At 68.7% G+C, this 22,731-nt stretch carries 20 protein-coding genes; 13 read left to right on the top strand and 7 right to left on the bottom strand.

Annotation, left to right across the window (positions count from 1 at the left end):
• Nucleotides 1–231 precede the first annotated feature (231 nt).
• Nucleotides 232–3,402 carry a BTAD domain-containing putative transcriptional regulator gene (locus ACIBQ6_RS48555; RefSeq protein WP_397219336.1) on the bottom strand — a complete coding sequence of 1,057 codons (3,171 nt, stop codon included), beginning with the start codon at nt 3,400–3,402 and terminating at the stop codon, nt 232–234.
• Between the two features lie 141 nt (nt 3,403–3,543).
• On the opposite strand from ACIBQ6_RS48555, the gene ACIBQ6_RS48550 reads away from it, so the two are divergent.
• The 3 genes from ACIBQ6_RS48550 to ACIBQ6_RS48540 are packed head-to-tail and all read left to right on the top strand — an operon-like array spanning nt 3,544 to nt 6,724.
• On the top strand, nt 3,544–4,689 hold the full coding sequence (locus ACIBQ6_RS48550; RefSeq protein ID WP_397219335.1) for a serine hydrolase domain-containing protein: 1,146 nt from the start codon (nt 3,544–3,546) through the stop codon (nt 4,687–4,689).
• 42 nt (nt 4,690–4,731) lie between these two features.
• Nucleotides 4,732–5,514 (top strand): DUF4097 family beta strand repeat-containing protein, encoded by a 783-nt coding sequence (locus ACIBQ6_RS48545; protein WP_397219334.1) that lies wholly within the window; start codon nt 4,732–4,734, stop codon nt 5,512–5,514.
• Nucleotides 5,501–6,724 (top strand): serine hydrolase domain-containing protein, encoded by a 1,224-nt coding sequence (locus ACIBQ6_RS48540; protein WP_397219333.1) that lies wholly within the window; start codon nt 5,501–5,503, stop codon nt 6,722–6,724. The genes ACIBQ6_RS48545 and ACIBQ6_RS48540 overlap by 14 nt, the downstream gene beginning before the upstream one ends.
• A gap of 814 nt (nt 6,725–7,538) precedes the next feature.
• Here the strand turns inward: ACIBQ6_RS48540 and ACIBQ6_RS48535 are convergent.
• Nucleotides 7,539–8,123, bottom strand: coding sequence for a TetR/AcrR family transcriptional regulator (locus ACIBQ6_RS48535; protein ID WP_397219332.1), 585 nt, complete (start codon nt 8,121–8,123; stop codon nt 7,539–7,541).
• Here ACIBQ6_RS48535 and ACIBQ6_RS48530 point away from each other — a divergent pair.
• Nucleotides 8,106–9,230, top strand: coding sequence for an oxidoreductase (locus tag ACIBQ6_RS48530; RefSeq protein WP_397219331.1), 1,125 nt, complete (start codon nt 8,106–8,108; stop codon nt 9,228–9,230). The two genes, ACIBQ6_RS48535 and ACIBQ6_RS48530, sit on opposite strands and share 18 nt — an antisense overlap.
• 24 nt (nt 9,231–9,254) lie before the next feature.
• Here ACIBQ6_RS48530 and ACIBQ6_RS48525 read toward each other — a convergent pair whose 3' ends face one another.
• Nucleotides 9,255–9,596, bottom strand: coding sequence for a helix-turn-helix domain-containing protein (locus ACIBQ6_RS48525; RefSeq protein ID WP_397219330.1), 342 nt, complete (start codon nt 9,594–9,596; stop codon nt 9,255–9,257).
• Nucleotides 9,597–9,877: 281 nt separating this feature from the next.
• On the opposite strand from ACIBQ6_RS48525, the gene ACIBQ6_RS48520 reads away from it, so the two are divergent.
• From ACIBQ6_RS48520 to ACIBQ6_RS48495, 6 genes are all read left to right on the top strand, one after another.
• Nucleotides 9,878–10,957 (top strand): SIS domain-containing protein, encoded by a 1,080-nt coding sequence (locus ACIBQ6_RS48520; protein ID WP_397219329.1) that lies wholly within the window; start codon nt 9,878–9,880, stop codon nt 10,955–10,957.
• Nucleotides 10,958–11,853: 896 nt separating this feature from the next.
• The gene (locus ACIBQ6_RS48515; RefSeq protein WP_397219328.1) at nt 11,854–13,296 is read left to right on the top strand and encodes a GNAT family N-acetyltransferase; all 1,443 of its coding nucleotides are present in this window, start codon (nt 11,854–11,856) and stop codon (nt 13,294–13,296) included.
• Nucleotides 13,297–13,941: 645 nt separating this feature from the next.
• Nucleotides 13,942–14,115, top strand: coding sequence for a hypothetical protein (locus ACIBQ6_RS48510; RefSeq protein WP_397219327.1), 174 nt, complete (start codon nt 13,942–13,944; stop codon nt 14,113–14,115).
• A 158-nt stretch (nt 14,116–14,273) separates the two neighbouring features.
• Nucleotides 14,274–14,540: a hypothetical protein gene (locus ACIBQ6_RS48505; protein ID WP_397219326.1), complete on the top strand. Its 267-nt coding sequence runs from the start codon at nt 14,274–14,276 to the stop codon at nt 14,538–14,540.
• Between the two features lie 230 nt (nt 14,541–14,770).
• Nucleotides 14,771–15,289, top strand: coding sequence for a GNAT family N-acetyltransferase (locus ACIBQ6_RS48500; protein WP_397219325.1), 519 nt, complete (start codon nt 14,771–14,773; stop codon nt 15,287–15,289).
• Between the two features lie 31 nt (nt 15,290–15,320).
• On the top strand, nt 15,321–16,361 hold the full coding sequence (locus tag ACIBQ6_RS48495; RefSeq protein ID WP_397219324.1) for a hypothetical protein: 1,041 nt from the start codon (nt 15,321–15,323) through the stop codon (nt 16,359–16,361).
• A 324-nt stretch (nt 16,362–16,685) separates the two neighbouring features.
• Here the strand turns inward: ACIBQ6_RS48495 and ACIBQ6_RS48490 are convergent, their stop codons facing one another.
• Nucleotides 16,686–17,135 (bottom strand): hypothetical protein, encoded by a 450-nt coding sequence (locus ACIBQ6_RS48490; RefSeq protein ID WP_397219323.1) that lies wholly within the window; start codon nt 17,133–17,135, stop codon nt 16,686–16,688.
• Here ACIBQ6_RS48490 and ACIBQ6_RS48485 point away from each other — a divergent pair.
• A complete protein-coding gene (locus tag ACIBQ6_RS48485; protein WP_397219322.1) occupies nt 17,125–17,826 on the top strand; it encodes a recombinase family protein in 702 nt (233 codons plus the stop codon). The genes ACIBQ6_RS48490 and ACIBQ6_RS48485 overlap by 11 nt on opposite strands.
• Here the strand turns inward: ACIBQ6_RS48485 and ACIBQ6_RS48480 are convergent.
• Nucleotides 17,821–18,051 (bottom strand): hypothetical protein, encoded by a 231-nt coding sequence (locus tag ACIBQ6_RS48480; protein WP_397219321.1) that lies wholly within the window; start codon nt 18,049–18,051, stop codon nt 17,821–17,823. The two genes, ACIBQ6_RS48485 and ACIBQ6_RS48480, sit on opposite strands and share 6 nt — an antisense overlap.
• A 320-nt stretch (nt 18,052–18,371) precedes the next feature.
• Here ACIBQ6_RS48480 and ACIBQ6_RS48475 point away from each other — a divergent pair, with 320 nt between their 5' ends.
• On the top strand, nt 18,372–18,584 hold the full coding sequence (locus ACIBQ6_RS48475; protein WP_397219319.1) for a hypothetical protein: 213 nt from the start codon (nt 18,372–18,374) through the stop codon (nt 18,582–18,584).
• Nucleotides 18,585–18,717: 133 nt separating this feature from the next.
• Here the strand turns inward: ACIBQ6_RS48475 and ACIBQ6_RS48470 are convergent, their stop codons facing one another.
• Nucleotides 18,718–19,188, bottom strand: coding sequence for a hypothetical protein (locus ACIBQ6_RS48470; RefSeq protein ID WP_397219318.1), 471 nt, complete (start codon nt 19,186–19,188; stop codon nt 18,718–18,720).
• 138 nt (nt 19,189–19,326) lie between these two features.
• Complete coding sequence (locus tag ACIBQ6_RS48465) at nt 19,327–22,215, bottom strand: DNRLRE domain-containing protein (protein ID WP_397219317.1); 2,889 nt, start codon at nt 22,213–22,215, stop codon at nt 19,327–19,329.
• A gap of 135 nt (nt 22,216–22,350) precedes the next feature.
• Between ACIBQ6_RS48465 and ACIBQ6_RS48460 the strand changes: the two genes are divergently transcribed.
• Nucleotides 22,351–22,578 (top strand): hypothetical protein, encoded by a 228-nt coding sequence (locus tag ACIBQ6_RS48460; protein WP_397219316.1) that lies wholly within the window; start codon nt 22,351–22,353, stop codon nt 22,576–22,578.
• Nucleotides 22,579–22,731: the final 153 nt, after the last annotated feature.

Here is a 22,731-nt window from a genome sequence, read left to right as displayed (position 1 = left end):
TCCGGGCGACGCCGCGCGAGCCGGAGACACCGCCGATCAACGAGGAGTGCTCGTGAGCCCCGAGCCGAGGGCGGCGCCGGCGGCTGCGCTGTGAATGTGTCCTGTCCCAAGGAGCCGCGATGGTGTTTCGGCTCGCTACCGGGGCAGCACCGCAGTGCTCGTTGCCGTCATCGGCCAGCCGATCCGGGCCGTTCACCTCGTAATTGGCCTGCCTCATGTACGACAATCGGCTCAAATGCCCCTGCCACCCTGGACCTGTACACGTAGCTTTGTCAGACGGTCGGTGGCCTCGTGTGGGGTCAGGTCGGCGCCCCCTTCATAGGCGCTGTCGTAGTTGGTACGGCCGAGCGACTCCGCAAGCATCTCCGAGAGGCAGCGCAGTTCGGTGTCGCCGTGGTCGAAGGCGCCGCGGATGGCCTGACTCAGGCCGAGCGCGGTGGCCGCGCCTGCCGGATCGCCCTCCAGCAACAGTAGCCTGGCCAGGAGTTGAGCAGCCAAGGGGGCATCCATGATCGCCTGCGCCGCCTCGACAGCGCGGGGCATCAGTTCGCGGGCGCGTACGGCGTCACCAGCGGTGAGGAGGTTGGCTACCCGAGCGAGGAGCAGCCGAGGGTCGATGGCCTCCGCCGACTGGGGCAGCTTGCGCAGGAGCGCCTCCATCCGGTCGAGCGCTTGATCGGCGCTTTCGACCTCTCCGGAGCGGCGGTGCAGTTCTGCCTGGATGCCGAGCACCTCGATCTCCAACGCCGGCTGGCCACGCCGCCAGGCCGCTCGTTCGGCGGTGTCGATGTCGCGCCTCGCGCCGGCCAGGTCGCCGGCGCGCATGCGTTCCGTGGCGAGCCCGAGCCGGGAGGAGACCTCGTCCTGCGAGCCGAGGTCGGTGGCGATCGCGAGGCTATGCTCGTAGGCGGTGATCGCCTGGTCGTGGTCTCCGGCGATGGCGTGGATCTGGGCCAGGCCGTACAGCGCCTTCGCCGTCCACCACCGATCGCCCGTCTCCTCGAACAGGCGCAGTGCCGTGGTCATCGCGGTCGCGGAGCTCTCCCGGTCGCCCTGTTCGCGATGGCGCATGGCTTCGATCATGAAGGTGCAGGCGATCGCCCAGCGGTCCGGGCCGCTGCGCACCCGGGCGATCTCTTGATCGACCAGCTCGTCCAGCCCGAGTATCGCCGCCATCACCAGCACTATCGTCAGCAGCATCGGATAGCGGCGCAGCGCGCCCGTGCGCGCGCAGTCGCCGATGAGCGCGCAGAGCCGCTCGTGGTCAGTGATCGGCCCGCCCTCGACGCCCACCAGGTGGATCGCGGTGAACGCGGCGCGGGCGTCCGCGGGCAGCGCGTCGCCGAACTCGGTGACCTTGGCGATGAAGGTCTCGGCCCGGGCGTCGTAGCGGAGCATGACCCAGTACCAGTACAGCGGTCCGAGCATCCGGGCTGCGGTCTCGGCGTCGTCTCCGTCGATGGCCGTTTGCAGGGCGTACATCAGGTTGTCGTACTCGGCCTGGAACAGCCGCAGCGACGCCGCCTGCTTGTCCGAGCGCAGCAGCGGCTCGTGCGCGTCGGCCAGGTCCGCGAAGTACCGGGTGAGCCCACGCAGGACGGCGTCGGTCTCTCCTGCGAGTCGAAGCTTCCCCGCCGCGTATGCCCGGATGGTTTCCAGCATCCGGTAGCCGTCGCCGGCCCGCTCCACGATGGATTTGTCGACCAGGGAGTCCAGGAGGTAGACGACCTCGTCCGCGGGAAGCGTCTCATCCGCGCAGACCGCTTCGATCACAGCGATACCCGTCCGCGCCGGAAATATCGATATCCGGGCGGCCAGTGTGCGCTCTTGTGAGGTGAGGAGATCCCAGCTCCACTCAATGACCGCATGGAGCGTCTGCTGACGGGGCTGGGCGGTCCGGTTACCGGTGCTGAGCAGCCGGAAGCGGTCATCCAGCCGCCGGGCGATCTGCTCGGCGCTCATGGTCCGCAGGCGTGCCGCGGCCAGTTCCAGGGCGAGCGGCAGCCCGTCCAGCCGGCGCACGATGTCCACGACCGGCCACGCGGTCGACGCGTCCAGCGCGAAGCCGGGTCGTACGGCTCCCGCCCGGTCGAGGAACAGCCGCACCGCGGCCGATGCGGAGACACGATCGCGATCCGCGTGCGCCGAGGGGAGGCCGAGGGGTCCCAGGCGGCACAGCGCCTCACCCATGACGTCCAGCGGTTCCCGGCTCGTGGCGAGAATGGTCAGGTCCGGCTGGCGCTCCAGCAACTGCCCGGCGAACTCCGCGACGGCTCCGGAGATCTGTTCGCAGTTGTCCAGAACCAGCACGCCTTCACCACCGGCGAGCAGGTTGACCACCCGCTCCAGTAGCGTGCCGGCCGACTGGGCTCCGGCGAGGCTGATCGTGCTCAGCACCGCCTCCACCAGCCCGTCGGCCGTGTTCACCGCGGCCAGGGAGACCAGCCAGGCCCGGCCTCGCTGATGGACCCGATGCCGGCTCACGGCCTCCACGGCCAGCCGGGTCTTGCCCACTCCTCCGGGGCCCACGACGGTGACCAGCCGGGAGGACTCCAGCAACCCGGCCAGCAACCTCAGCTCCTCCTGCCTGCCGACGAAGCTGGTCAGCGGGGCGGGCAGACGTCCTGGCACTGCGTGCGGCCGAGCCTGTCGCGCCTGGGGGTACTCCCGCTCACCCCGCAGTACGGCGAGGTAGGTCTCGCGGAGGTCCTCGGAGGGGTCGACGCCCAGTTCCTCGGCGAGGGTGCCGCGGACCTGGTCGAACACGGCCAGCGCGTCGAACTGGCGGCCTGCCGCCTGCAACGCTCGCATGCGCAATCCGGCCAGCCGTTCGCGCAGCGGGTGACCGGCGGCCATCGCCGCCATATCGGCCAAGATCTCGTCGTGGTGGCCCAGTCGCAGCTCCGCCTCGAAACGGTCTTCCATGGCCGCGACCCGTAGCTCGTCCAGCCGCGCGCCGGCCGTGGCGGCGAAGGGGGTGTCACGCACGTCGGCCAGCGCGCCTCCCCTCCACAGCGCCAGCGCCTCGTCCAGCAGCCAGGCCGCTCGCCGCACGTCACCCGCGGCCAGTTCGCGACCGCCCCGCTTCGCCTTCTCCTCGAACCGACAGGCGTCGACGTCCTCGGCGCGTACGTGCAGGCGGTACCCGCCGGCCGCCCTCTCCACGACCTCGGCCTCGCCCAGAGCTTTGCGCAGCCGATGCACCAGCCCATGCAGTGCGTTGACGGTGCCCCCGCGCGGATGCTCCCCCCACAGGCCGTCAACGAGCGCGTCGACCGGCACCATCTCGCCCTCGGCCAGAGCCAGCCGGGCCAGCAGCGCTCGGACCATGACGCCGCCGACCTCGATCGGCGTGCCGTCGTCGGCACAGGCCCGGACCGGTCCCAGCAACTCCATCCGCATGCACAAAGGCTATGAGCACAACGACGCGCACGTGCCGTTTGAAAGTGGCGCCATACCGGCTAAAAGAGCGTTCTAAGACGCATGTAAGCGCCGGTGGACACCCTGGAGGACGTACGGAAGAAACGTCCGAAAGGCAGTGCAATGGCAGCACACGAGAACGTGCAGCAGGTGCTCGACTGGTCGGTGGCCGAGGTCGGCATTCCCGGCATCGTCGCCGAGGTCAAAGACGGCGACCGCACCTGGTTCGGCACCGCCGGCGTGGCCGACATCACAACCGGCTCCCCGCGCGTGCCGGGCGAGTACTTTCACGCCGGCAGCAGCGGCAAGGCCTTCACGGCCGCGACGCTTCTGGCCCTGGAGGCCGAGGCCGGCCTCAGCCTCGACGACCCGGTCAACGCCCACCTGCCCGGCGTGCTGGACGTCAACGGCTACGACGGCGACAAGATCACCATCAGGCACCTGCTCAGCAACACCAGCGGCCTGTTCGCCACCGGCCTGGCCCCGGAGGTCAGCCACCGCTACGCCACCCGCTCCGGGTTCGACCGGCATCGCTTCGACACCTTCAGCACCGAGGAGCTGCTGCGGGTGGCGGTGTCCCAGCCGCCGGTCGGTGCGCCCGGCGAACGCTTCGAGTACGCCAACGGCGGCTTCTACATCGCCGGCGCGATCATCGAGAAGGTCGCCGGCAACAGCTACGCCGACGAGGTCGACCGCCGGGTCGTCCAGCCGCTCGGCCTGACCCACACCCGCGTGCGCCCCCCCACCGAGACCGGTTACCCCAGTCCGCATCCGCGCGGCTACTCCCACCAGTTCCTCAAGGACGGCGCCGACCCGGCAGCGGTCACCCCAGAGAACTGGCAATCGCTGATGGAGGAGCCCGGCCTGCCGCCTCTGGACGTCACCGAGTTCAACTCCTCCCTGGGCTACGCGGCCGGCAACATCGTCACCACTACGACGGACATGATCCGCTTCTTCAACGCGATGACCACCGGCAGCCTGCTTCCGCCCTCCCAGCACCGGCAGATGTGGACCACCGTCTCCACCGAAGGCAGCTACTGGATGCCGCACACCCGCTACGGCCTGGGCCTGTTCGAATTCGACGAGCAGGCGACCGGCGGCCGGACGCTGCGCGGCGTCGGCGGCAGCTTCTGGGGCTCCTATTTCTTCGCGGTCGGCACTCCCGATGGCCGGCACACCGTCGCCGTGCACACCAACACCGAGTGGAAGTCCTGGGACCCCATGTTCAAAGTCATCGAAGCGGAGTTCGGCGTTTCCATCGGTGCGTAAGCACGCCGCCCGCCACCGACCCCCGCTGAAAGTGGACCATCAATGGATACCTTTGACACACCGGAGCCGATCGTCGCCGTCGTGTCGTTCACCGCGGCCGACATCCGCATCAGCGCGACCCAGCGCACCGACACCACCGTCGAGGTACGGCCGGCCGATCCGGCCGACGCCACCGACGTCGCGGCCGCCGAACGCGCCCGCGTCACCTACGCGGGCGGCCGCCTGACGGTCAAGGACCGCTCGAGCATCCGATCCCTGCCCGGCCGCGTCGCGGTGACGCTCGAGCTGCCCAGCGGCTCGGCGCTCGACATCAGCCTCCGCGACGGGCACCTGAACGGCCAGGGCCGCCTGGGCGAGGTACGGGCCCACGTCTCCCGTGGCCACATCCACCTCGCCCGCACCGGCGAGTCGCGCCTGAGCACCGACGACGGCGACATCACCGTGGCCACGTCCGGGGGCCCGGCTGCCCTCACCACCGCCCACGGCCAGATCAAGGTCGGCGAGAGCATCGGCGCCACCGTGATCGGCAACGGCGCCGGGGACGTCACGGTGGACCGGGCCGCCGACGGCCTGCGCGTGACCGTCGAGCAAGGCGCCGTCAAGGTCGGCGCGATGGCGCGCGGGCGCGCCGATCTGGACGTCGGCGCCGGGACGATCAACGTCGGGATCCCGGACGGCAGCGCCGTACTGCTGGACGCCAAAACCACGCTCGGCAGGGTCCGCGACAACCTGGGCGACGACCCCGGGATGTCGGCCGGCAACACCGTCGAGCTCCACGCCCACGTCGCCCAGGGCGACATCCTGCTCCACCGTGTCACCAGCTAACTCACGGATTTCCCCACGCGAACACTTCACTTGCATGAAAGGCAATCGACCCATGATCAAGACCCTCCGCACCGCCGCCTGCCTGCTCGCCGCCGCAGCTGCCGTGACCGTAAGCGCGTCGCCGGCGGCGGCCGACGACCACGCCGGACTCCAGCGGGTGCTTGACCAAGCCGTGGCTGACGGCATGCCGGGCGCCATGGCCGACGTCCGCGACGGCCGCAGGTCATGGTTCGGTACGGCAGGCGTGGCCGACACCGAGACCGGCCGCAAGCGCAGCCGGCAGGACTACTTCCGGGCCGGCAGCACCACCAAGACATTCGTCGCTGTCGTGGTGTTGAAGCTGGCGGCCGAGGGCCGGCTGAGCCTGGATGACACCGTGGACAAGTGGCTGCCCGGCGTGGTGAAGGGCAACGGCCACGACGGCAGCAAGATCACCGTCCGGCAGCTGCTCAACCAGATCAGCGGCGTCTTCCCCTACACCTCGGACGCGGACCTGGCGACCAAACAGTGGAGCACCGCCTTCCTCAAGGTCCGTTTCAACAGCTACCGTCCCGAGGACCTGGTGAAGACAGCCATGGGCAATCCGCCCTCCTTCGAGCCTGGCAAGGGGTGGGGCTACTCCAACACCAACTTCATCCTCGCCGGGATGATCATCGAGAAGGTCACCGGCAGGTCCTACGCCGACGAGATCAACCGGCGCATCATCCGCCCGCTCGGCCTGAGGAAAACGTACCTGCCGGGCGAAGTCACGAAGCTGCGCAAGCCGCACGCACGGCACTACGTCAAGTTCCTGGTCGGCGAGGACACCACAACCCCCTACGACCTCACCGACATGAACCCCTCCTGGGCCGGGGCAGCCGGCAGCATCGTCTCGACCATGGGCGACCTGCACACCTTCTATCGGGCAGTGCTGAGCGGCCGTTTGCTGCCGCCCGCACAGCAAAAGGAGATGTTCACCACCGTCTCCACCAAGGGCGTGCCGTGGATCGACAACACCGCCTACGGACTCGGAATCTTCTCCCAGAAGCTTTCCTGCGGCGTGACGGTCTGGGGCAACGGTGGCAGGATCCACGGCTCCTGGACGTACGCGATGGGCACCCGAGACGGCAGGCACATGGTCGTCACCAACATCAACGGCGACTGGGGCAACCCGATCAGCATCCTCACCGAGGAGATGGAAGCCGAGATGTGCCCGCCGAGATCACGATGACCGCTCATTAGCACCGGCTCATCCGGCCTCACGAGCACGAGGCCGGATGAGCTCGCGCACCGCATGCGGCTCGACGGACACCTTCCCGGCCATGCCGAACCTGGAGCGCGCCGGCAGCAGCCAGGTTGTGAGTCCCGGTGGTCAATGGCCTGGAAATTCCGGCGCGGTCTCGGCGCGGCGGGCGGCGTCCTGGTTGGGATGCTCCGGCGCGCCGGCGACGAACCGCTGGTCGCCCTCCAGCAGCATCGCCGGGCGCAGCTCGTCGGTGGCGTACGCGCCGAATGGTCCGGCCAGACGTCCTCGGCCAACTCCAGACAGCGCCGAACGTGGTCGATCACCACCTCGGGAATCTCATCCGGGGACGGGAAGCGCGCCACCTTCTGAAAACACTTCAACGCCAGCACCAGCGCGCGAACGGCCGTGTTCATCACACCGCAACCAACCCAAGCGGAGGGTCACATCACCCGACAAACGAACCCTCTGAGCAGCACCTCAACACCCCACTATCCCTTTCTCCCGTACTTGGTCTGCCCCCCTCCAGAGCCGGGGTGAACCCGGGCGGCGGCTGCCCGTGCCCGAACGGGTGATCCCGCAGACAGGAAGCTCGAAGGGAGGGCCATGCGGCTTTCTGTGGAGTTCGCCGCCGACCGTACAGGCACGGCGGAGCTGGCGTGGGGACAGCGGGGCATCCTGGGGGCCATCCGGCAGGTGGGACCGGACAGCGCGCACTACTTCAAGGGGTCCAAACTGGCAGAAACGGGCCGCGGGGGTTGGGTTGATTCACGTGTCGGCAGACGGTTTCTCGATGGCGTCCTCACTCTCTGCCGACCGGCTCATCCTCGTGCCCCTGCCGTAGGACGCCCGCGCGCGCGGCGGCGAGCGTGACGTTCGCCGCCTGGTCGGCGGTCGTCTCGTCGACCGGTTCCGCGGTGATGAGCAGGCGCAGGTAGATCGGCGCGGCCAGGGTCTTGAGCACCTCGGCGGGATCGGTGCCCTCGGGAAGCTGGCCGCGCTTGATCGCACGCCTCACCACCGGCTCGGCTCTGGTGAGCCGGTCGTCGAACACGTGGCGCCGGGCGGCGGCGATCTCTGGAAGGTGGGCTGCCCCCGTGAACATCGCGGCGAGGATGGCCTGCCCGGTCGGGCTGGTGAACGCCTCGATGATCGAGCGCGCCAGCGCCTGCAGGTCGGTCTCGATCGCGCCGGTATCGGGCACGGGGATGTCCGTCGCCATATGTTCGGCCAGGGCGTCGGTGAGCAGGCTCTCGCGATCCTTCCATCGGCGGTACACCGTGGTCTTGTGGACGCCAGCACGCTGAGCAACGTTCTCGACGGTCAACGCGACATAGCCCTTCTCCACGAGCTCGGCAAGGGTGGCGGCGTGGACGGCGGCGCGCACTTTGGCGCCGCGGCCGACGGGCCGGGCAGGCGATGGGCCGGATCGCATTGCAACTCCAAGTTGCGATATCTGGAAAACGGATGGCAGGATCAATTTATCGCAACTCGAAGTTGCGATGTGTTGGTTCCTATCTCCTTGAGGTGGCACATCATGCACAGCTCTCCCGCTTGGACCGTCCACTCCATCCCCGACCAGAGCGGCCGTGTCGCAGTGGTGACCGGGGCCAACAGCGGTATCGGTTTCGTCACTGCCCGCGAGCTGGCCCTTCGCGGCGCGCAGGTCGTCCTGGCCTGCCGCGACCACAAGCGGGGCCAGCTCGCGCTGACCCGTATGCGAGGCGAGGTGCCAGGCGCTCGCCTGGAGCTGCGCCTGGTGGACCTGGGGAGCCTGGCTTCCGTCCGCGAGTTCGCCGCCGGGTGGGACCACGGCCGGCTTGATCTGCTGGTGAACAACGCCGGGGTGGCGATGGTGCCATACGCCCGGACCGCTGACGGCTTCGAGTCCCAGTTCGGCATCAACCACCTGGGCACCTTCGCCCTGACTGGCCTGCTGCTGCCGCACCTGCTCGCCGCACCCGACCCGCGGGTGGTCACTGTCAGCAGCGAGGGCCAGCGCTTCGCCCGCTTCGACCTAAACAACCTCAACGCCGAGCGCGGGTATCGCACGGCGTTCGCCTATGTGCAGTCCAAGCGAGCCAACCTCTACTTCGCCATGGAGTTGCAGCGCCGGGCCGATGCCGCCGGGCTGCGGCTACGCAGCATGGCCGTCGCCCCCGGGCTCACCCGCACGAACGTGCTCACCGGCGGAGCCAACAGCGGCAGAGGGCGGCTGTACGGGACCCTCACACGCCTGCTGGTGCGCGCGGCCTTCCGGCCGACGCCGGAAGGGGCGAAGACGTCGCTGTACGGGGCGACCGCACTGGATCTGCCCGGCGGCAGCTACATCGTTCCAGACGGGCCGCTGCAACTGCGTGGCGAGCCCGTGCGTCGCACCCGCGAACGCGCCATCCGCGACATCGACACGGCTGCTCACCTGTGGGACCTGTCCGAACGCCTGACCGGCGTCACCTACGCCCTACCAGCGCGTACGGCGACCAACCTGCCTTAGGTTCATCGCCGAGATATTTGCTGGTCAGCGTCCCGCGAGTGCCGCGTAGGCGGTGGAGCGGCCAATCTTGAGGGTGCGGGCGGCCTCGGTGATCGAGACGCCCTCGTTGACCAGGCGGCGAAACGTGGCCAGCTCGGCAGGGCCGATGACGCGCGGCCGGCCCGTGCTCTTCTTGCCGGGCAGCATGGCACCGGTGGTCTCGCGCCGCGGCGCGCAAGGGATCGCACTGATCGCCGAAGTCGCGTCTATGCACTTCTCCTGGTTCGGCGGCGGCAAGACGGTGGCCGAGGTCGCCGCGACGGCCCGGCAGGCAGGCGCGGACGCGGTCTCCCTGTGCCACCGCGACGACGACATCACCATGGGCATGATCGCCGCAGTCCGTGCGGCGTGCCCGCGGCTTCCGGTCGTCCTGGCCGGGCACACTCACCACGACAACGCCGCCCGCCTCCTGGGCTCGGTCGACGGCGCGGACGCGGCGTTGTCGGAACCTGCCTGGAGAGCGGAGGCTGGGGCGGCATGTCGACAAGGACAAGGTGGCATCGTATGTGGACATCGTGCGCTCCGCCCAGCGGTAGGTGGGATAACCAGGACGGAAAGCGACTCTGGCCACGGTGACCGTCGGCCACCAAAGGAAGGCAGGCATAACGGTGACCCCTCGCTACACGCTCGCAGAGATACCCCGCCAGGTCACCGCGCTGAGCCAGGACCTGCGCGCCTGCTACCCCGTGGTCGCGGACGCCGGACGGCGACGCGCGAGCGGGCCGAGCTGGGGCGGCCTGACGCGGGTGGTCGTGACCGGTAACGGCGACTCCCTGCACGCGGCGCTGGCCACCGAGATGGCCTTCCATACCTTGGGCGGGGTGGCGTGCGAACCAGTGAGCACGCTGCGCCTGCTGGAGTACGGCACCCCGTGGGAGCGCCAAGCGGGAGTGCACACGCTGCTGGTGGGCGTCTCGGCGTCGGGTGGCAACGCCCGGGTTGTCGACGTGCTCACGCGCGCCGCCCAGCACGGCGTGTGGACACTGGCCGTCGCCTCGACCCCGGACAGCGCCGTGGCGCGGGCCGCGCAGCACGCGCTGGTGCTTCCCTTGACCGGATTGCTGCCATGCCCTGGAATCCACACCTTCCAGGCCAGCCTCCTGACCCTGTACGTGGTCGCGATCGAGATCGGCCGAGCCCGAGGCTACCTCGGGGACAGCGCAGCCGACACCGCGGGTGCCGAGCTCGCAGCGGTGGCCGACGCCGTGGCGGCCACCACCGACCTGGTACGGCACAACTGCGCCCGGGTGGCCGATCAGGTGGCCGGCACACCGGCGATGCTGGCATTGGGCAGCGGTCCCGGATACGGCAGTGCCCAGTTCGCCGCCGCCAAACTCGTCGAGGCAGCCGGGGTGCTCGCCGCGGCGCAGGACCTCGAGGAGTGGGAACATGTCGAGGTGCTGGCCCGCCCGCTGGACATGCCGACTGTAGTGTTCGCGGCGGCGGGCCGTACCAGGAGGCGCGCTGTGGCCGTGGCGCGGCGGGCCCGCGCACTCGGCCGCACTGTGATCGCCATCGGTCAGGACGGCGACACCGAACTCGCGGCGGCCGCCGGGACTCTGCTGCCGGTAGGCGGCGGGGTGCGTGAGGAGTTCTCGCCGCTGCTGGCGCAGGTGGCGGCCAGCTACCTGGCGGGTGAGGTCACACGCCGGCTGGGGCGTGTATCGTTCTCCACCGCCCTGCCCTGACGGCTCCCCCCGAGTCATGCCATCACGGTGAGGCGCCGGGCCGGCCGGGTCTGTGGGAAGTCGTGGTTCATCAGGGCCACCAGCGGAAGGCGCGGCTCGACCTGGTGCATCAGCATGAGCGCCCCCAGGCGAAACTCTGGATCGTGACCTGCCGCTCGGCGCGCCCGCCGCCACCTTGGTCTCGACGTTCAGCTTCACGTGGTTCGCGCGGTGGCTCTTGACGAGGTCGACACCTCGCTCAACAGCGGCAAAAGGCCGGGACCTGTTCGGCGCGGGCCGCGGTTCGTAAGCAGCCGGAACAGGGTGCGGTCACCATGGCCAGCCTGTGCGGGGTGAGCAATGTACGAGCTAGCTCGTCGTCCCGCCACAACGCCTGGGCCACAGTGTGGGGAACAAGCCACGGCGGCTTGCCCGAGCGGTGACTGGCGCAGCGGCCGAAGCGACACCCCGGCGCCGAAGCTTGCCGAGGACGCCGGCGTACCAGCCGCCACTGCCGGGGCCGAGCTCGACGGAGGTGGCCCCGTCCAGCACGATGATCGCGTCCGGCAACACGATGATGAGGTCCTCGTTCGGGCTGTCGGTGAGGCCTGAGCGTGTGGCGGAGTGGATGCGGGGAGGTGGGCTGTTGACGGACACGATCGAGTTCTACCGGTCGTTCGCCGCAGGCGGGGCGGGAATCGGCATGGAGAACGGGGGCGAAGAACGGCGAACGCGGCAGTGCATGGCGCCCCCATGGAGGGAACGGCACCTACCTCACCTCGCGCGCCGTGTCGCCCGGCATGCCGATGACGGTGGTGTGCTCGACCTCTGGACGCGCAGGGGTGTACGGCATACGGTCATCCTCTATGAGCGACTCATCGCAACCGAATGAGCACTTAGGGTCGACCGTGGGACGGTTGCTGCAGGAGATCGAGACCTCGTGCGGCGACTGCGACGGGTCGGGGCGGCGCGAGCCAATGGCGTGGACCCGCTGGAAGCAGACGTGGCAGATTCTGGTGGCCCGCGCGCGTGAGGAGCGGGAGAAAGCGGGCTTGCCGCCCCGCCAGTGGGTGACGGGCTTGGAGGAGAACGTCGTCGGGATCCACGGCGCGGGGCCGGCACCTTCTCCGGAGCAGGTCCCGGCCGAGGTGGCGGCAGCCGAACAGGCATTGGCCGACCACGACGCTCAGCGGCCACGTGAGCACTACGAAAGCGCCACCTGCCCGACCTGCGCAGGAGTCGGCTTCTGCCTCACCGAGGATGGCCAGCTTCTGGCCAGCGTCCTGGAGAGGCATGGCTTTCCTCCGCATGAGCAAGCGTCCCTCGACCCCGCCACCGCCACCGCCCGAGCCGCCATCGCGACCTCCGAACGAAGCCTATGGGCAACAAGGGGTGAGCACCGGAACGGCTGGCTGAGCCGCAGGAGTAGCACCCTCGGCAGACCTTGGCCGCAGTGTCCGAGAGCTCTGGGCGGCCCGCCTGCGCCGCGCATGCGATGGCGCATCCCGAGATCGTCAATGAGACTCCGAGGGTTGAGCGCGGCCGGCGAACTGTACGCCTTCGTCGATCGGAAGGATCGTGCGTCTATGAGCACAGGCAAGCGCCCACGACGCGCAACACCGGCAGGTACCCAGTTGACCGAACGCGCGCTCATCAAGGGATGGGCCGGCCCTCCGCGGATCCGGGTACGGCAAGCCGTTCCGGACGACCTGCCCGCCATCACTGAGCTTGTCCCGCTGGCCGGGGTAGACCTTGACGACGCCCTGGTCAAGGCGGTTCGCGACGGTTGCAGCGGCATCGGCTTGCGGACGGGCATCAGCCAGGGACAACCCGGCTTTCACCGGCATATGGGGACGGTATTCATCACCGGCGGCATGGTGAGCGCCTATCTGCACGCCTCGTTGATGCTGGTAGCCGACCACCGCGATCGGGGAATCGTCGGCACCCTGATCGCCTATCCGCCCGGCAACCTCATCACCGAGCTCATCGGCAGTGGCCGCATCTCTCCGTCGGAGCAGAGTGGACAGCAGATCATCATGCTGGGCGCCGTGGTCATGACGAAGATCAAGGCCATCGCGGTCGCCGAGCACGCCCGCGGCCAAGGCGTCGGCGCTGCTTTGCTGAAACGCTGCAAGCAGATCTACTCCCACTGCGGTACGTGCTGTTGTACGGGGCGATGCCACCTACCGCGGGCCTGGACGCCTTCTACCGCCGCTGCGGATTCGAGATCCAGCAACCCGGTGAACCCCTCGACCTGTGGCGCGTCTACGGCATCCCGGTCAAGGCGGTCCCCGGCGCGGACGAGCGGATCTTCCACCGATGGCACCTGCCTGGCTGACCAGTCCATCGCAACGCCCTGACACCCGCGCACCGCTGGCACTGTCGACGTGGCGGTGACGGCCCCAAGTGGCGCCCGGCCTGACCGCCGCCTCTGCCTCGGTCCCCGCCTCCGACACCGCCGCGAGCGTCGTGGATGCCGCGCTGTGCCGTCGCGTCCCCATCGTGACCGGCCAGCAGTTCCCGATCAGCGCCGATGTGGAACTCGACCTCATCCCCCGGACGAGGCGAAGACGTACACAAGGGTAGGCCGCCCCCCTGTGATGTCCTGCCTGCTGGCCGACACGGCAGGGAGGCGTTGCCGCCTGCGCCACAGCCTGGCCAGGCACCAGCACCTCTGCCGCGCTTCCGATGCCACCCGTAGGTGCTTCAAGGGTCCCGCGCAGAGGATCGGCTGAGGTGACGTCAGGCGGAGCGTCGTTCGCGGCGGCTTTCGCGTCGGCGATGCGCGCCTGGCAGGCGAGGGCGATGTCGCTCCACGATGCTCCCTGATCACGCAGGTTCATCACCGCCTGGCGCAAGGCCGCACGGTAGACCGCGCGGGCCCGGGCCAGTTCATCGAGATCGTCCGACTGCGGGCGCACCTGCACGAGCGAGGCCGGTCGAGCGCCCAGAAGCAAGGCCAGCGCGCAGCAAGCGCTGGCCTGCAGCGCCGGCAGGGTGGCGGCATGGACGACGATGTCATGCTGGGGCGATGCGATGATCCATCGCCGGTCCCGCCGGACCGCTGGCAGCACGAGGGCGGGGGTTCCCCCTCCGTGACCACGCCCCAAGAGCCGGACATCACCTGGGTCGAGCAGCGGGCCGGGCTCGGCCAGCGTGAAGCGCAACCGTTTGAGTAGGTGCTCAAGGCGATCCGCGCCCTGCGCGACCCCGATGCGCCCGATGCCGACGACGACGATGTCTGAAAATCCCTACGATCGAAGCTCAGTGGATAGTGTCGTTGCCAGCGCGGTCGAAGCGGGGATGAAACTCAGCAGAGAATAGGGAGCGGGCATCGATGACGGACCCAGACCGGCACCGGACCGGGCAGCCCGAGGTTGACGCGCTCCTAGACCAGGCCGACGCCGCACATCAAGCAGTGGCCGAGATCGTGACGATCCACCACGCCGAGCGCATCGTCTCCCAAGCCCGGCTCGCCGAGCTCGTCGCCGAACACGAGGCGCTGCACGAGCGGTACCAGCAGGCCGAAGCCAAGCTCACTCACCGCCGCGTCGGCCGCCGGCGACCCGGACCAGGTCGTCAGCGCCCGCCGAACTCGAGATGAGGCCAGCGCCGTCTGTGACCGTGTCGGCCGCGTGCTGCGTGAGGAGATGGCGGGGCTGGCGGAGGCGGGATTCGAGCGCAACGGTGCGCCGCTGGGTCAGGTGCGCACTGCGTGGCGGGCTGAGGACGCCGCGCGCGCAGCGCCCCGGGGCGACACCGAACGGAACGGGTGAGGCAGCCATGCCGCGTGAGCGGCTGCCGCGGCGCTGCAGGGTCTGGCAGGGTTCGGCTATGGGTGATCATGAACTGGATGATGGAGTGGTTCGGCTTCGCGAGTGGGCCGATGAGGATGCCGGCTGGTATGCCGAGAGCACGCGCGACCCGCTGATCCAGCGGTTCACGACGGACTCGCCGACACTGGACGCGGCGCAGGTACTGGCAGCAATCGTCCGGTTGCGAGAGGCCGGCGACGAGGAGGGCTTCCTCATCTGCGACTCGATCACTGGGCAGCGGCTGGGCAACATTGCGCTGCGGCATGACGGTCAGACCGGGGAGATCTCCTACTGGGTGGCCGCCGAGGCGCGTGGACGCGGGGCGGCGACCCGGGCCGTGGCCTTGTTCAGCGCCTGGACCTTCCAGAACGTAGGCCTGCGGGAGCTGTGGCTTCGTGCTCATCGCGACAACGTCGCCTCGCAGCAGGTGGCATCGCGCACAGGGTTTCGTCGTGACCCACAGCGCGACAAGACGCAGGAGGCGAAGGGCGAGGTGTGGCCGATGCTCGGCTATGCGCTGTCCCGGCCCGCATCTTGACCGGAGACAAGCTCACGCAACGTTCGCTTTGATGATGACCCTGCGCAGGCGCTCGTCCCGGGCGTGTTCGGATGAGATGAACAGGAGTTTGCAGGTGGATGCTGTCCGAAGGGCTGCGGCCGTACTGATCTCGCTGATGATTCACGCCGTCACCTTGGCGCTGATCGCGCTGGGCGTCCGTGTCATCTATGTCAACGCGGAGTTCCTGTTCTCCTGGATGATCGGGGCTGTGCTCATAGGCGTCGGCGTACTGATGTGTCCGCGGCCGCCCCGCTTACCTGTCGACGCCGAGGTGGTGCAGCGGTCAGCCGCTCCCGAACTCCACGCTCTGGCCGAGACAGTGGCGCGAGCCATGCACGTCCAGCCGCCGGCCAGCGTGGCGGTCAGGGATCTCGGAATGACATGTGAATATGTTCGAACCGGGTTCAGAGACAGGTCACTGGTGATCGGGCTGCCGACGTGGCTAGTGCTGCCTGCACGACATCGGGTAGCTCTGTTGGCCCGTGCTTACGCCGACCAGGGCCATGAGGGGATGATCATCGGGGCCGCGCTGACGACCCTGACGCAGTGGCGTGAGTCGCTGCAAGGCGGTGGCGGCAGCGCATCGCACCTGCGCGAGGAGCAGCACACACGCATCGGCGCCATGTTCGGCGTGCAAGGCACACCAGCAGGCACGTACGAGGCGGCGGGGTCGATCGGGCGGGTGGCTGGCCAGGTGCTGGGCTGGCCAGTGATGTTGCTTCAGCGACTGCTGATCAGGCTCGTACGGGCCGATGGCGGCAGGCGCACGCGCCAGGAACTGCCGGAGGCACATGCGGTCGTCACAGACACCGACCTACGCGAGCTGTCCGAGCTGATGGAAGGGGCGCGTTTCTTGGCGCCGGTGCAAGCTGCGGCATTGCGCGGTGCTACCACGTCCGCGATTCGGGAATCGGCGCTGGAGCGGGCGTCGGAGCTTGGCATGGACACAGGCGATGCCGGCGTGCTGACTGCGCCGGCGTCATCTCGAATCGACTGCGAGCTCTCCCGGCACTATGCGCGGGCGATCCGTGGGTTCGGCCTGATCTCATAGCTGGGGGTCGAGGATGAACTCCTCAGGAGTTAGCGGTAGCGACGAGTTGATCCTTATCGATGACGGTATGTGACGGTTGAGTTCCTGTCCGAATGATCAACCGGCGACCTACGGGCGGTTCGCCGGCGAGCCGGCCCAAGCGGAGCTGGAGCGGTTCTGCCTGCTGGATGAGGCCGATCGCGAGCTGATTGGAAACGCCGAGGTGATCACACGCGCAGTTCTCTGCTCAAGATCCTTCTCAGCGCCAACGGCTGTCCGCCAGTCTCAACCCCGGTGCTCGCGCTGGACATATCCCTCCACGTTCGAGCCGAAACAGACGCCGATCTACACCGTGAGCCGATCCGGCAGCTCGTCGGTGCTGTTGATGATCTCTGTCAGCGAGTACCGTTCCCGCAGGCCCTTCAGCGCCTCCCAGTGCGCCACAGGCGGCTTCTCCCCCGGTTTGATCGTGGTGGCCACATCGCGCACGCGGACGATCAACGAGTGAGTGGGCACGAGCGCCTGCGTGTAGCTGCCCGCGTAGGGCAACGCCACCGCTCCCGCCTCGGCAACGTTGGCGATTCGCTGCTCGACCAGCCAGCATGCGAACGGAGAGTCCGCGGGCCGGATCATCACATAGCTTTCGGCTCCGCTGGGCCCGAGCAGAGCGGCGGTGGGGTCGACAGCCTGGGCCGCCTCAAAATAGGCGATCAGAAGCGCCTTCGCGAACTGCTCGAAAGTTATGATCAGGGGCCTGCCCGCAACGCCGTCACCGCCACCCAAGGTGACGTTCAAGTCGGCCTATGGCATCGCGCGACGGCAGAATGTTCGGCGCGCTGCCGCGTCAGCCAGTTGTTGTGGCGCTCGGGCCTCGGGGGCCTGGCTTGAACCTCGAAGCCTGGCGGTCGGCGCGGAGGAGAAGATCAGCGGCAAGCTCGCCACCGACGACCGGCCCGCACTGCTGGAGGCGCTCTCCTACCTGCGCGACGGGGACATGCTGACCGTCCAGGAGGTTGACCGGCTCGGCCGCAACCTCCTGGAAGGGCTCATCGTCCTGAACGACCTGTTCCAGCGCGGCATCGCGGTCAAGGTGCTGGAGGGCATCGCGGCCGGCGAGCACACCGAGCGCTCCCTGATCCTCGACCTGGCCCTGGCCCTGTCAGAAGACCGGCGCCGCGACATCGTCCGCCAGACCAAGAACGGCCTGGAAGCGGCCCGCCGCCGTGGCCGGGTCGGCGGCCGCCCCCCGGTGGTCGACGACGACAAACGCGCCGCGATCCTCGCCCGGCGCGAGCGCGGGGAATCCATCTGGGCCATCGCCGCCGGCGGGAAAGCGGCGAGACAGCCCCGCGCCCCCGCGGCTACCGTGGAAGCGGGCCGACGCGCTGGCCCGCTTCCGAGCCTCCCGCCCCCACGCGGCGGAGGCGACGAGGACAAGGTCCCCCGGATCGCGCTTGATGAGACTCCGCTCCGCTGCTGGTCATGACGACTCCTGGCGGGGTGGCGTGGGCACCCTCGCCGAGAGGAACAGGCCATGACCAAGAACAGCGCCCGCGTAGTAGACCGTATCAATCTGCGGCATCGACACCAGGCGCCGACTGATCGCGTCCTTTGTCGATTGCGAGGCGGTCGGCTGCAAGATGACTGCGGTCACGTCGTTGTGAGCGGGCTTGGTCATGGCGCGGACCACCAGATATCCGCCGACGCCCATGAGACTCACGCCGAGGCAAGCCGCCAATATGATCACAGCGAGCAGCCCCGGCCGCTTCCGGACCGGACGGTGACCCGGCGGCGGTATTGGCGCGGGATACTGCCGATATGGGGGCTGGTTCACGTCAAGCAGCCTAACGGGGGGCTTCTCCCCTCGTTCAGGGCTTCTGCGGAGGGATTCTTACCATCCCCCATACATGGCCCGCCGCCCGAGGTTGACCGCGTCGAACACGTTCGCCACCGCCTGCGCGACCCAGCGGCCGCGCCCGCAACGGCGGCATCCTCGACCTCGATGGCCGTGCCGAGCACGTCCAGCAGATCGTGCTCGGCACGCCCGGCGCCGAGGTGGTCGACACCCTGGTGGCGTACGTGATGCTGCCAGCGGGCCCGCGTAGCATCGCCATCGGGTGCATCGGCGGCAAACACCGCGCATGCGGTCTGGTGGAGATTCTGGCCGCCCGGCTGCGCGAGCACGGCCAGGCCGTCGACGTCGACCACCGGCGCGCGCACCTGCCCCGGGTGCTCACGAAGTAGGGCGTCCGGGACCGACTCAATCGGCCCCGGACGATCCCAGCATCGACTACTAGAAGGGAGGCTTGAATCCGCCAACAGCGAGGGGGCCGGGGGCTCTCTCCATGCGTAGCTCCCCCGCCAGTGATGATCTCAATCAGCTCAAGGCGTGGTAGCGGCTGGCCAGGCAGACGAAGGCCAGCAGGAACAGGCAGACGGCTACGATCAACGCCTTGGTGCGGCCGGAACGGTGGCTCCTGGAGCTGATGACAGCGAGTACTGCTCCGGCCAGGGCGAACACCCCTGCCAGCAGGGCGAACCAGAGCTTGTATGTGGTCGGCAATGGTGCTTCGACGGCGCTCTGAAGCCAGTCGACCAGCAGCAGCGATGTAATCCACGCGGCAGGCAGGACGCCGACCAGAAGCAGGACCGAGCCAACACGGTGGCCGGCGATAAGACGTGATGAGGCGATCGCGCCGACACCGAGAACCAACGCCAGCATCAGCGAGCCCGCATAAGCCCACAGGTCGTCGCTGAGCGGGGAGATCCGGTGCCAGTGCACCAGGTCATCGCTGACCCAGTTTGCGCTGACCCAGCCGGCATACCAGGCGGGCAGCAGTGACAGCACTCCCAAAGTCACGGCGGCGGCGACGGCTAGGAGCCGCTGGAGGGCCCCTGCACTGGAATGGGACATCATCGAGTCCTTTGTGAGGGAAAGAGGCTGGCCGTCGCCTCGGCTCGTGTGCCGAGGCGACGGCCGGGCCGGCTAGTTGACGTAGCGGTAGCTTCGGTAGGAGCACGTGACGGGCAGCAGGCAGTGCAGCCCCTTCATCTTGTGGGTGAAGACGCGCGTGACCGGCTTGCTCCCCGTGGTGTAGACCTGCTGGCGGTACACCTCGTGGTTAGGCATCTGGTCGTGCCAGCCCTCGATGTTGTACTTGCCGCTGCGGTAGACGAACAACCTGGTGTTGTAGTCGATGTCGCCGCCGACGCAGAACGGGTTGTGCGACGCGTGGATGATGGTCACCACACCGTTCTTGCTGTTGATCGCCTTGGGGAACGTGACGATGTCGATCCCCGTCAGCGGCGCCGTCTTGGTCTCCTTGTCCACGACCTTGCCGCCGTCGAGCTTGTAGCGGGTGGTGGGGTGTGTGGAGCGGTAACCAGTGATCTTCTTGTTTGCCCAGTCGTACTTGATGGCGACCCTGGTGCGGTACTTGCCGGTGTTGAATCCGGGGCCACGGTTGTCGCCGGCGTAGTACCAGGTGGGGGACCCGCAGCCGACGGGAGGCCCCTTGACCTGCCTGCTGGGGATGTAGGCCTCGTAGGTGATCCAGGACTCGCGTACGCGGGAGGTAGCCGCGGCGGCGCTGGCCGGCCTGGCGATCGAGGCTGATGCGGTCTCGACGCCATGGTCGGCGACCGTGCGCGTCACCGGCGCGTTGTCGGCGGCGAGGGCGGGCGTGAGCTCGGGTTCGGACGCCGGCTCAACAGGCTTGGATGCGGGCTCGGATTCGGATGCGGGCCCGGGCTCTGCCGTTGGATCGGGGTCGGACGCCGGGTCGGGGTCAGTCGTCGGCGTGGGCGTGGGCGTGGTCGATGTGGTTGCGGTGGGCGACGGCTCCGGCTCCAGGGGCGTGTTCAGGTCGTCCAGTTGCTCGGCTGTGAGTGGCGGCGTCACCTCGACGGCGTAGACGGGCTTCAGCGGCATGTCGGTGGGCGAGGTCATCGGGTCGGTGGCGCTCTCTTGCGCCACACCGTCACCGGTCTCGTCGGCCGGTGGCTCGGGAGCCGCCTCCTCGCCGCCGCTGTCACCGGTCTCCACCGGTTCTGGTGTTCCGGCTTCGATGCTGTACGCCTTGACCTGGCCCAACGGGGTGGCGACCTGGGTTGCCGGCTCGGGCAGGACGGTGTCGGCCGCGTCCTCCGTGGTGAGGTGGAATTCCTCTTCGTCGGCGCCGCCGCCGCTGTCGGGCCATTCGATGTTCGTGGCTTTGAGCGAGGTGACGACGGTCATGGGCGGCAGGTTGAGCTGGGGGTTGGCGGCCGCGATCACGTACTTCGTGAAGGGGGTGGAGTCGGCGCGCACGACGAGGCTGACGTATCCCTCCTCCCCGAGAGGGACATCGGCATAGGGGGTGGTGCCGGTCCAGACGACGGTGCCGTCCTTCTCGTCGAGCAGCGAGTACTGCCCCGTCCCGCTCCTCGGCTCCCATGTCACTCGGGCGGAGTTGCCGGTCACGACGGCGCTGGCAGGGCGCGGCTGGTAGTCCACGACCAGTTTGGGCCGGTTCGCGGCGTCGGCGTTCTCTGAGGAGTAGTACATGCGCCAGTTCGTGGCGTCGGCCTCATTGGCGGCGCGTAGCTGCAGGCCGTAGGCAGGGGTGCCGTTGGCCCACTCCTGCACGATGCTCTCGATGGAGAAGTAGGTCTGCTTGGCCGCGCAGCCGGGCTCGCCGTAGGCGGCCTTTTGGGTGTATGCGCCGGTGGCTGTCGTGGGCGGCTGGTTGCCGAGGCTGAGCTCGGCCGAGCGCCAGAAGGCGGTGACCCGCCGGACCTGGATGCCGGAGCCCACGGCGGTGCCGCAGGCGTTCGACTTGTAGTTGTAGATGTTGAGGTCGGCGTTGGCGATCTGCGCACCGAGCAGGGGAGCGACGTCGAACTTGAAGTAGGAGCGGGCCGTCTTGGCGCCGGAGCCGAACTTGCCCGCGTGCAGCCAGGTGGAGCCGCTCTGGCCGGTGGTGTAGTCGCTGGAGACGAAGGTGTCCGTCTTGATGGTCAGCGTCGTCCAGGGGTCGATGGTGACCGGGTAGGTGGTGGCGGGGTCGGACAGGAAGCCGGTGTCGGGCTTGAGCACCAGGACGGGGTTGCCGTTGGCGCTCTTGCGGATCTCGGTACCCACGGCCGAGCGCCTGCCTGCGTCCGGGGATCGGTCGGCGGCTGCGTCCCACATCTGCGGTTGCGGCGCGGCGGCGATCAGTTCCTTGTCGCGAGGGGTGGCCAGTTGCAGCCGGCCGTTCTTGGCCTTGGAGAAGGTGAGGCCGTCCACGTCGACGGGCATCGGGATCTCCACCGGACCGGCGGGGCGGCGCCGTAGAACGACGTCGTGCGCCATTCCGGTCGGCAGGGCGGTGACGACGAGGTCTCCGCCGTCGATGACGTCTTTGAAGGTCGCGACGTTGCCGTTGATCTGGGGTTTGGGCAGCTTGTTGCTCCAGCGGACGCCGAAGCGCTTGGCCTTGTTTCTGCCATTTACCTCCTTCTGTTCAAGGCTGGCGACCTCGGTCGTGCCGCCCGTCGAGATGGCAACGTCCGCTTTGGCGGCCTTGGGGCGCAGGGCGCCATCCCGGAGTTCGAGGGTGGTGTCGATGTCCTTCCAGGCGCCGCCTTCGCGGATGCGGATGGGGCCGGAGGACAGTTCGGTGCGGAGAAGACCCGAGGGCAGCACATAGGTTGTGGAGCGTTCGGTGCGGGAGCCCTCTGCCTCGACGGGCTTGCCGGTGCTCTTGGCGACCGCGTAGGCACGCAGTTGGTCGGCGGTCAGCCCGGGCGGAGTGGCGGGATCCGCCGCGGCTGGAGTGGCCGCGGCGGCAGAGGCGAGAGCGGTGACGACGGTCAGTCCACCGGCTATCGCCACGCGGAGATAACTACCCACATGGGTCCTTTTAGGTATAAAACGGACAAAAGCTCCATAAAGTTAGCATAAGTTTCTCTCCCGAAGTCCTTGTGATCAGGAAGGTGACCGAGACCGGGTGGAGCGGCACACACGAACGGGCAGTACGTCAAGCACATGGTCCGCGCCAAGAGCGTCGTCGGCGGCTGCGCGGTGGCGCACGGTGACAGCGGTGGCCCGGTCTACTCCTACACCAACTGGTACGACGACGTCGCGGCGCAGGGCATCGCGTCAGCCGTCAGCAAGCCGGTCGCCTGCGGCGGGCTGGACGGCGGCCGGGTGATCGTCTTCTCGCGGGTGTGGGACGTGGCGCCGGCCTTCGGCGCCTACGTGCAGACGCACTGATCCAGGCCGTGGCCGGACGGCGGCTCGTCCGCCCGGCCACGGCCAAGCCCAGCAGAGCCTCGGCCGCCAGCTCCAGCCACAGATCCTGGGGCACCGGCCGGGACCAGATCAGCAAGGCAGTCGATCGACAGGTGCCGGATCTCGTCGCGGCGG

This window comes from Nonomuraea sp. NPDC049655 (assembly GCF_044465465.1).
Taxonomy (GTDB): Bacteria; Actinomycetota; Actinomycetes; order Streptosporangiales; family Streptosporangiaceae; genus Nonomuraea.
The sequence above is the reverse complement of the archived record's forward strand: the minus strand, read 5'-3'. Positions and strand labels throughout refer to the sequence as shown.

What these genes read in the sequence shown, in the direction of transcription:
- ACIBQ6_RS48555 (WP_397219336.1), bottom strand. Translation starts at nt 3,402, where the DNA reads ATGCGGATGGAGTTGCTGGGACCGGTCCGGGCCTGTGCCGACGACGGC.
- ACIBQ6_RS48550 (WP_397219335.1), top strand. Translation starts at nt 3,544, where the DNA reads ATGGCAGCACACGAGAACGTGCAGCAGGTGCTCGACTGGTCGGTGGCC.
- ACIBQ6_RS48545 (WP_397219334.1), top strand. Translation starts at nt 4,732, where the DNA reads ATGGATACCTTTGACACACCGGAGCCGATCGTCGCCGTCGTGTCGTTC.
- ACIBQ6_RS48525 (WP_397219330.1), bottom strand. Translation starts at nt 9,596, where the DNA reads ATGCCCATGGTGATGTCGTCGTCGCGGTGGCACAGGGAGACCGCGTCC.
- ACIBQ6_RS48510 (WP_397219327.1), top strand. Translation starts at nt 13,942, where the DNA reads ATGGACGACGATGTCATGCTGGGGCGATGCGATGATCCATCGCCGGTC.
- ACIBQ6_RS48505 (WP_397219326.1), top strand. Translation starts at nt 14,274, where the DNA reads ATGACGGACCCAGACCGGCACCGGACCGGGCAGCCCGAGGTTGACGCG.
- ACIBQ6_RS48500 (WP_397219325.1), top strand. Translation starts at nt 14,771, where the DNA reads ATGGGTGATCATGAACTGGATGATGGAGTGGTTCGGCTTCGCGAGTGG.
- ACIBQ6_RS48495 (WP_397219324.1), top strand. Translation starts at nt 15,321, where the DNA reads ATGATGACCCTGCGCAGGCGCTCGTCCCGGGCGTGTTCGGATGAGATG.
- ACIBQ6_RS48480 (WP_397219321.1), bottom strand. Translation starts at nt 18,051, where the DNA reads ATGGGCGTCGGCGGATATCTGGTGGTCCGCGCCATGACCAAGCCCGCT.
- ACIBQ6_RS48460 (WP_397219316.1), top strand. Translation starts at nt 22,351, where the DNA reads ATGGTCCGCGCCAAGAGCGTCGTCGGCGGCTGCGCGGTGGCGCACGGT.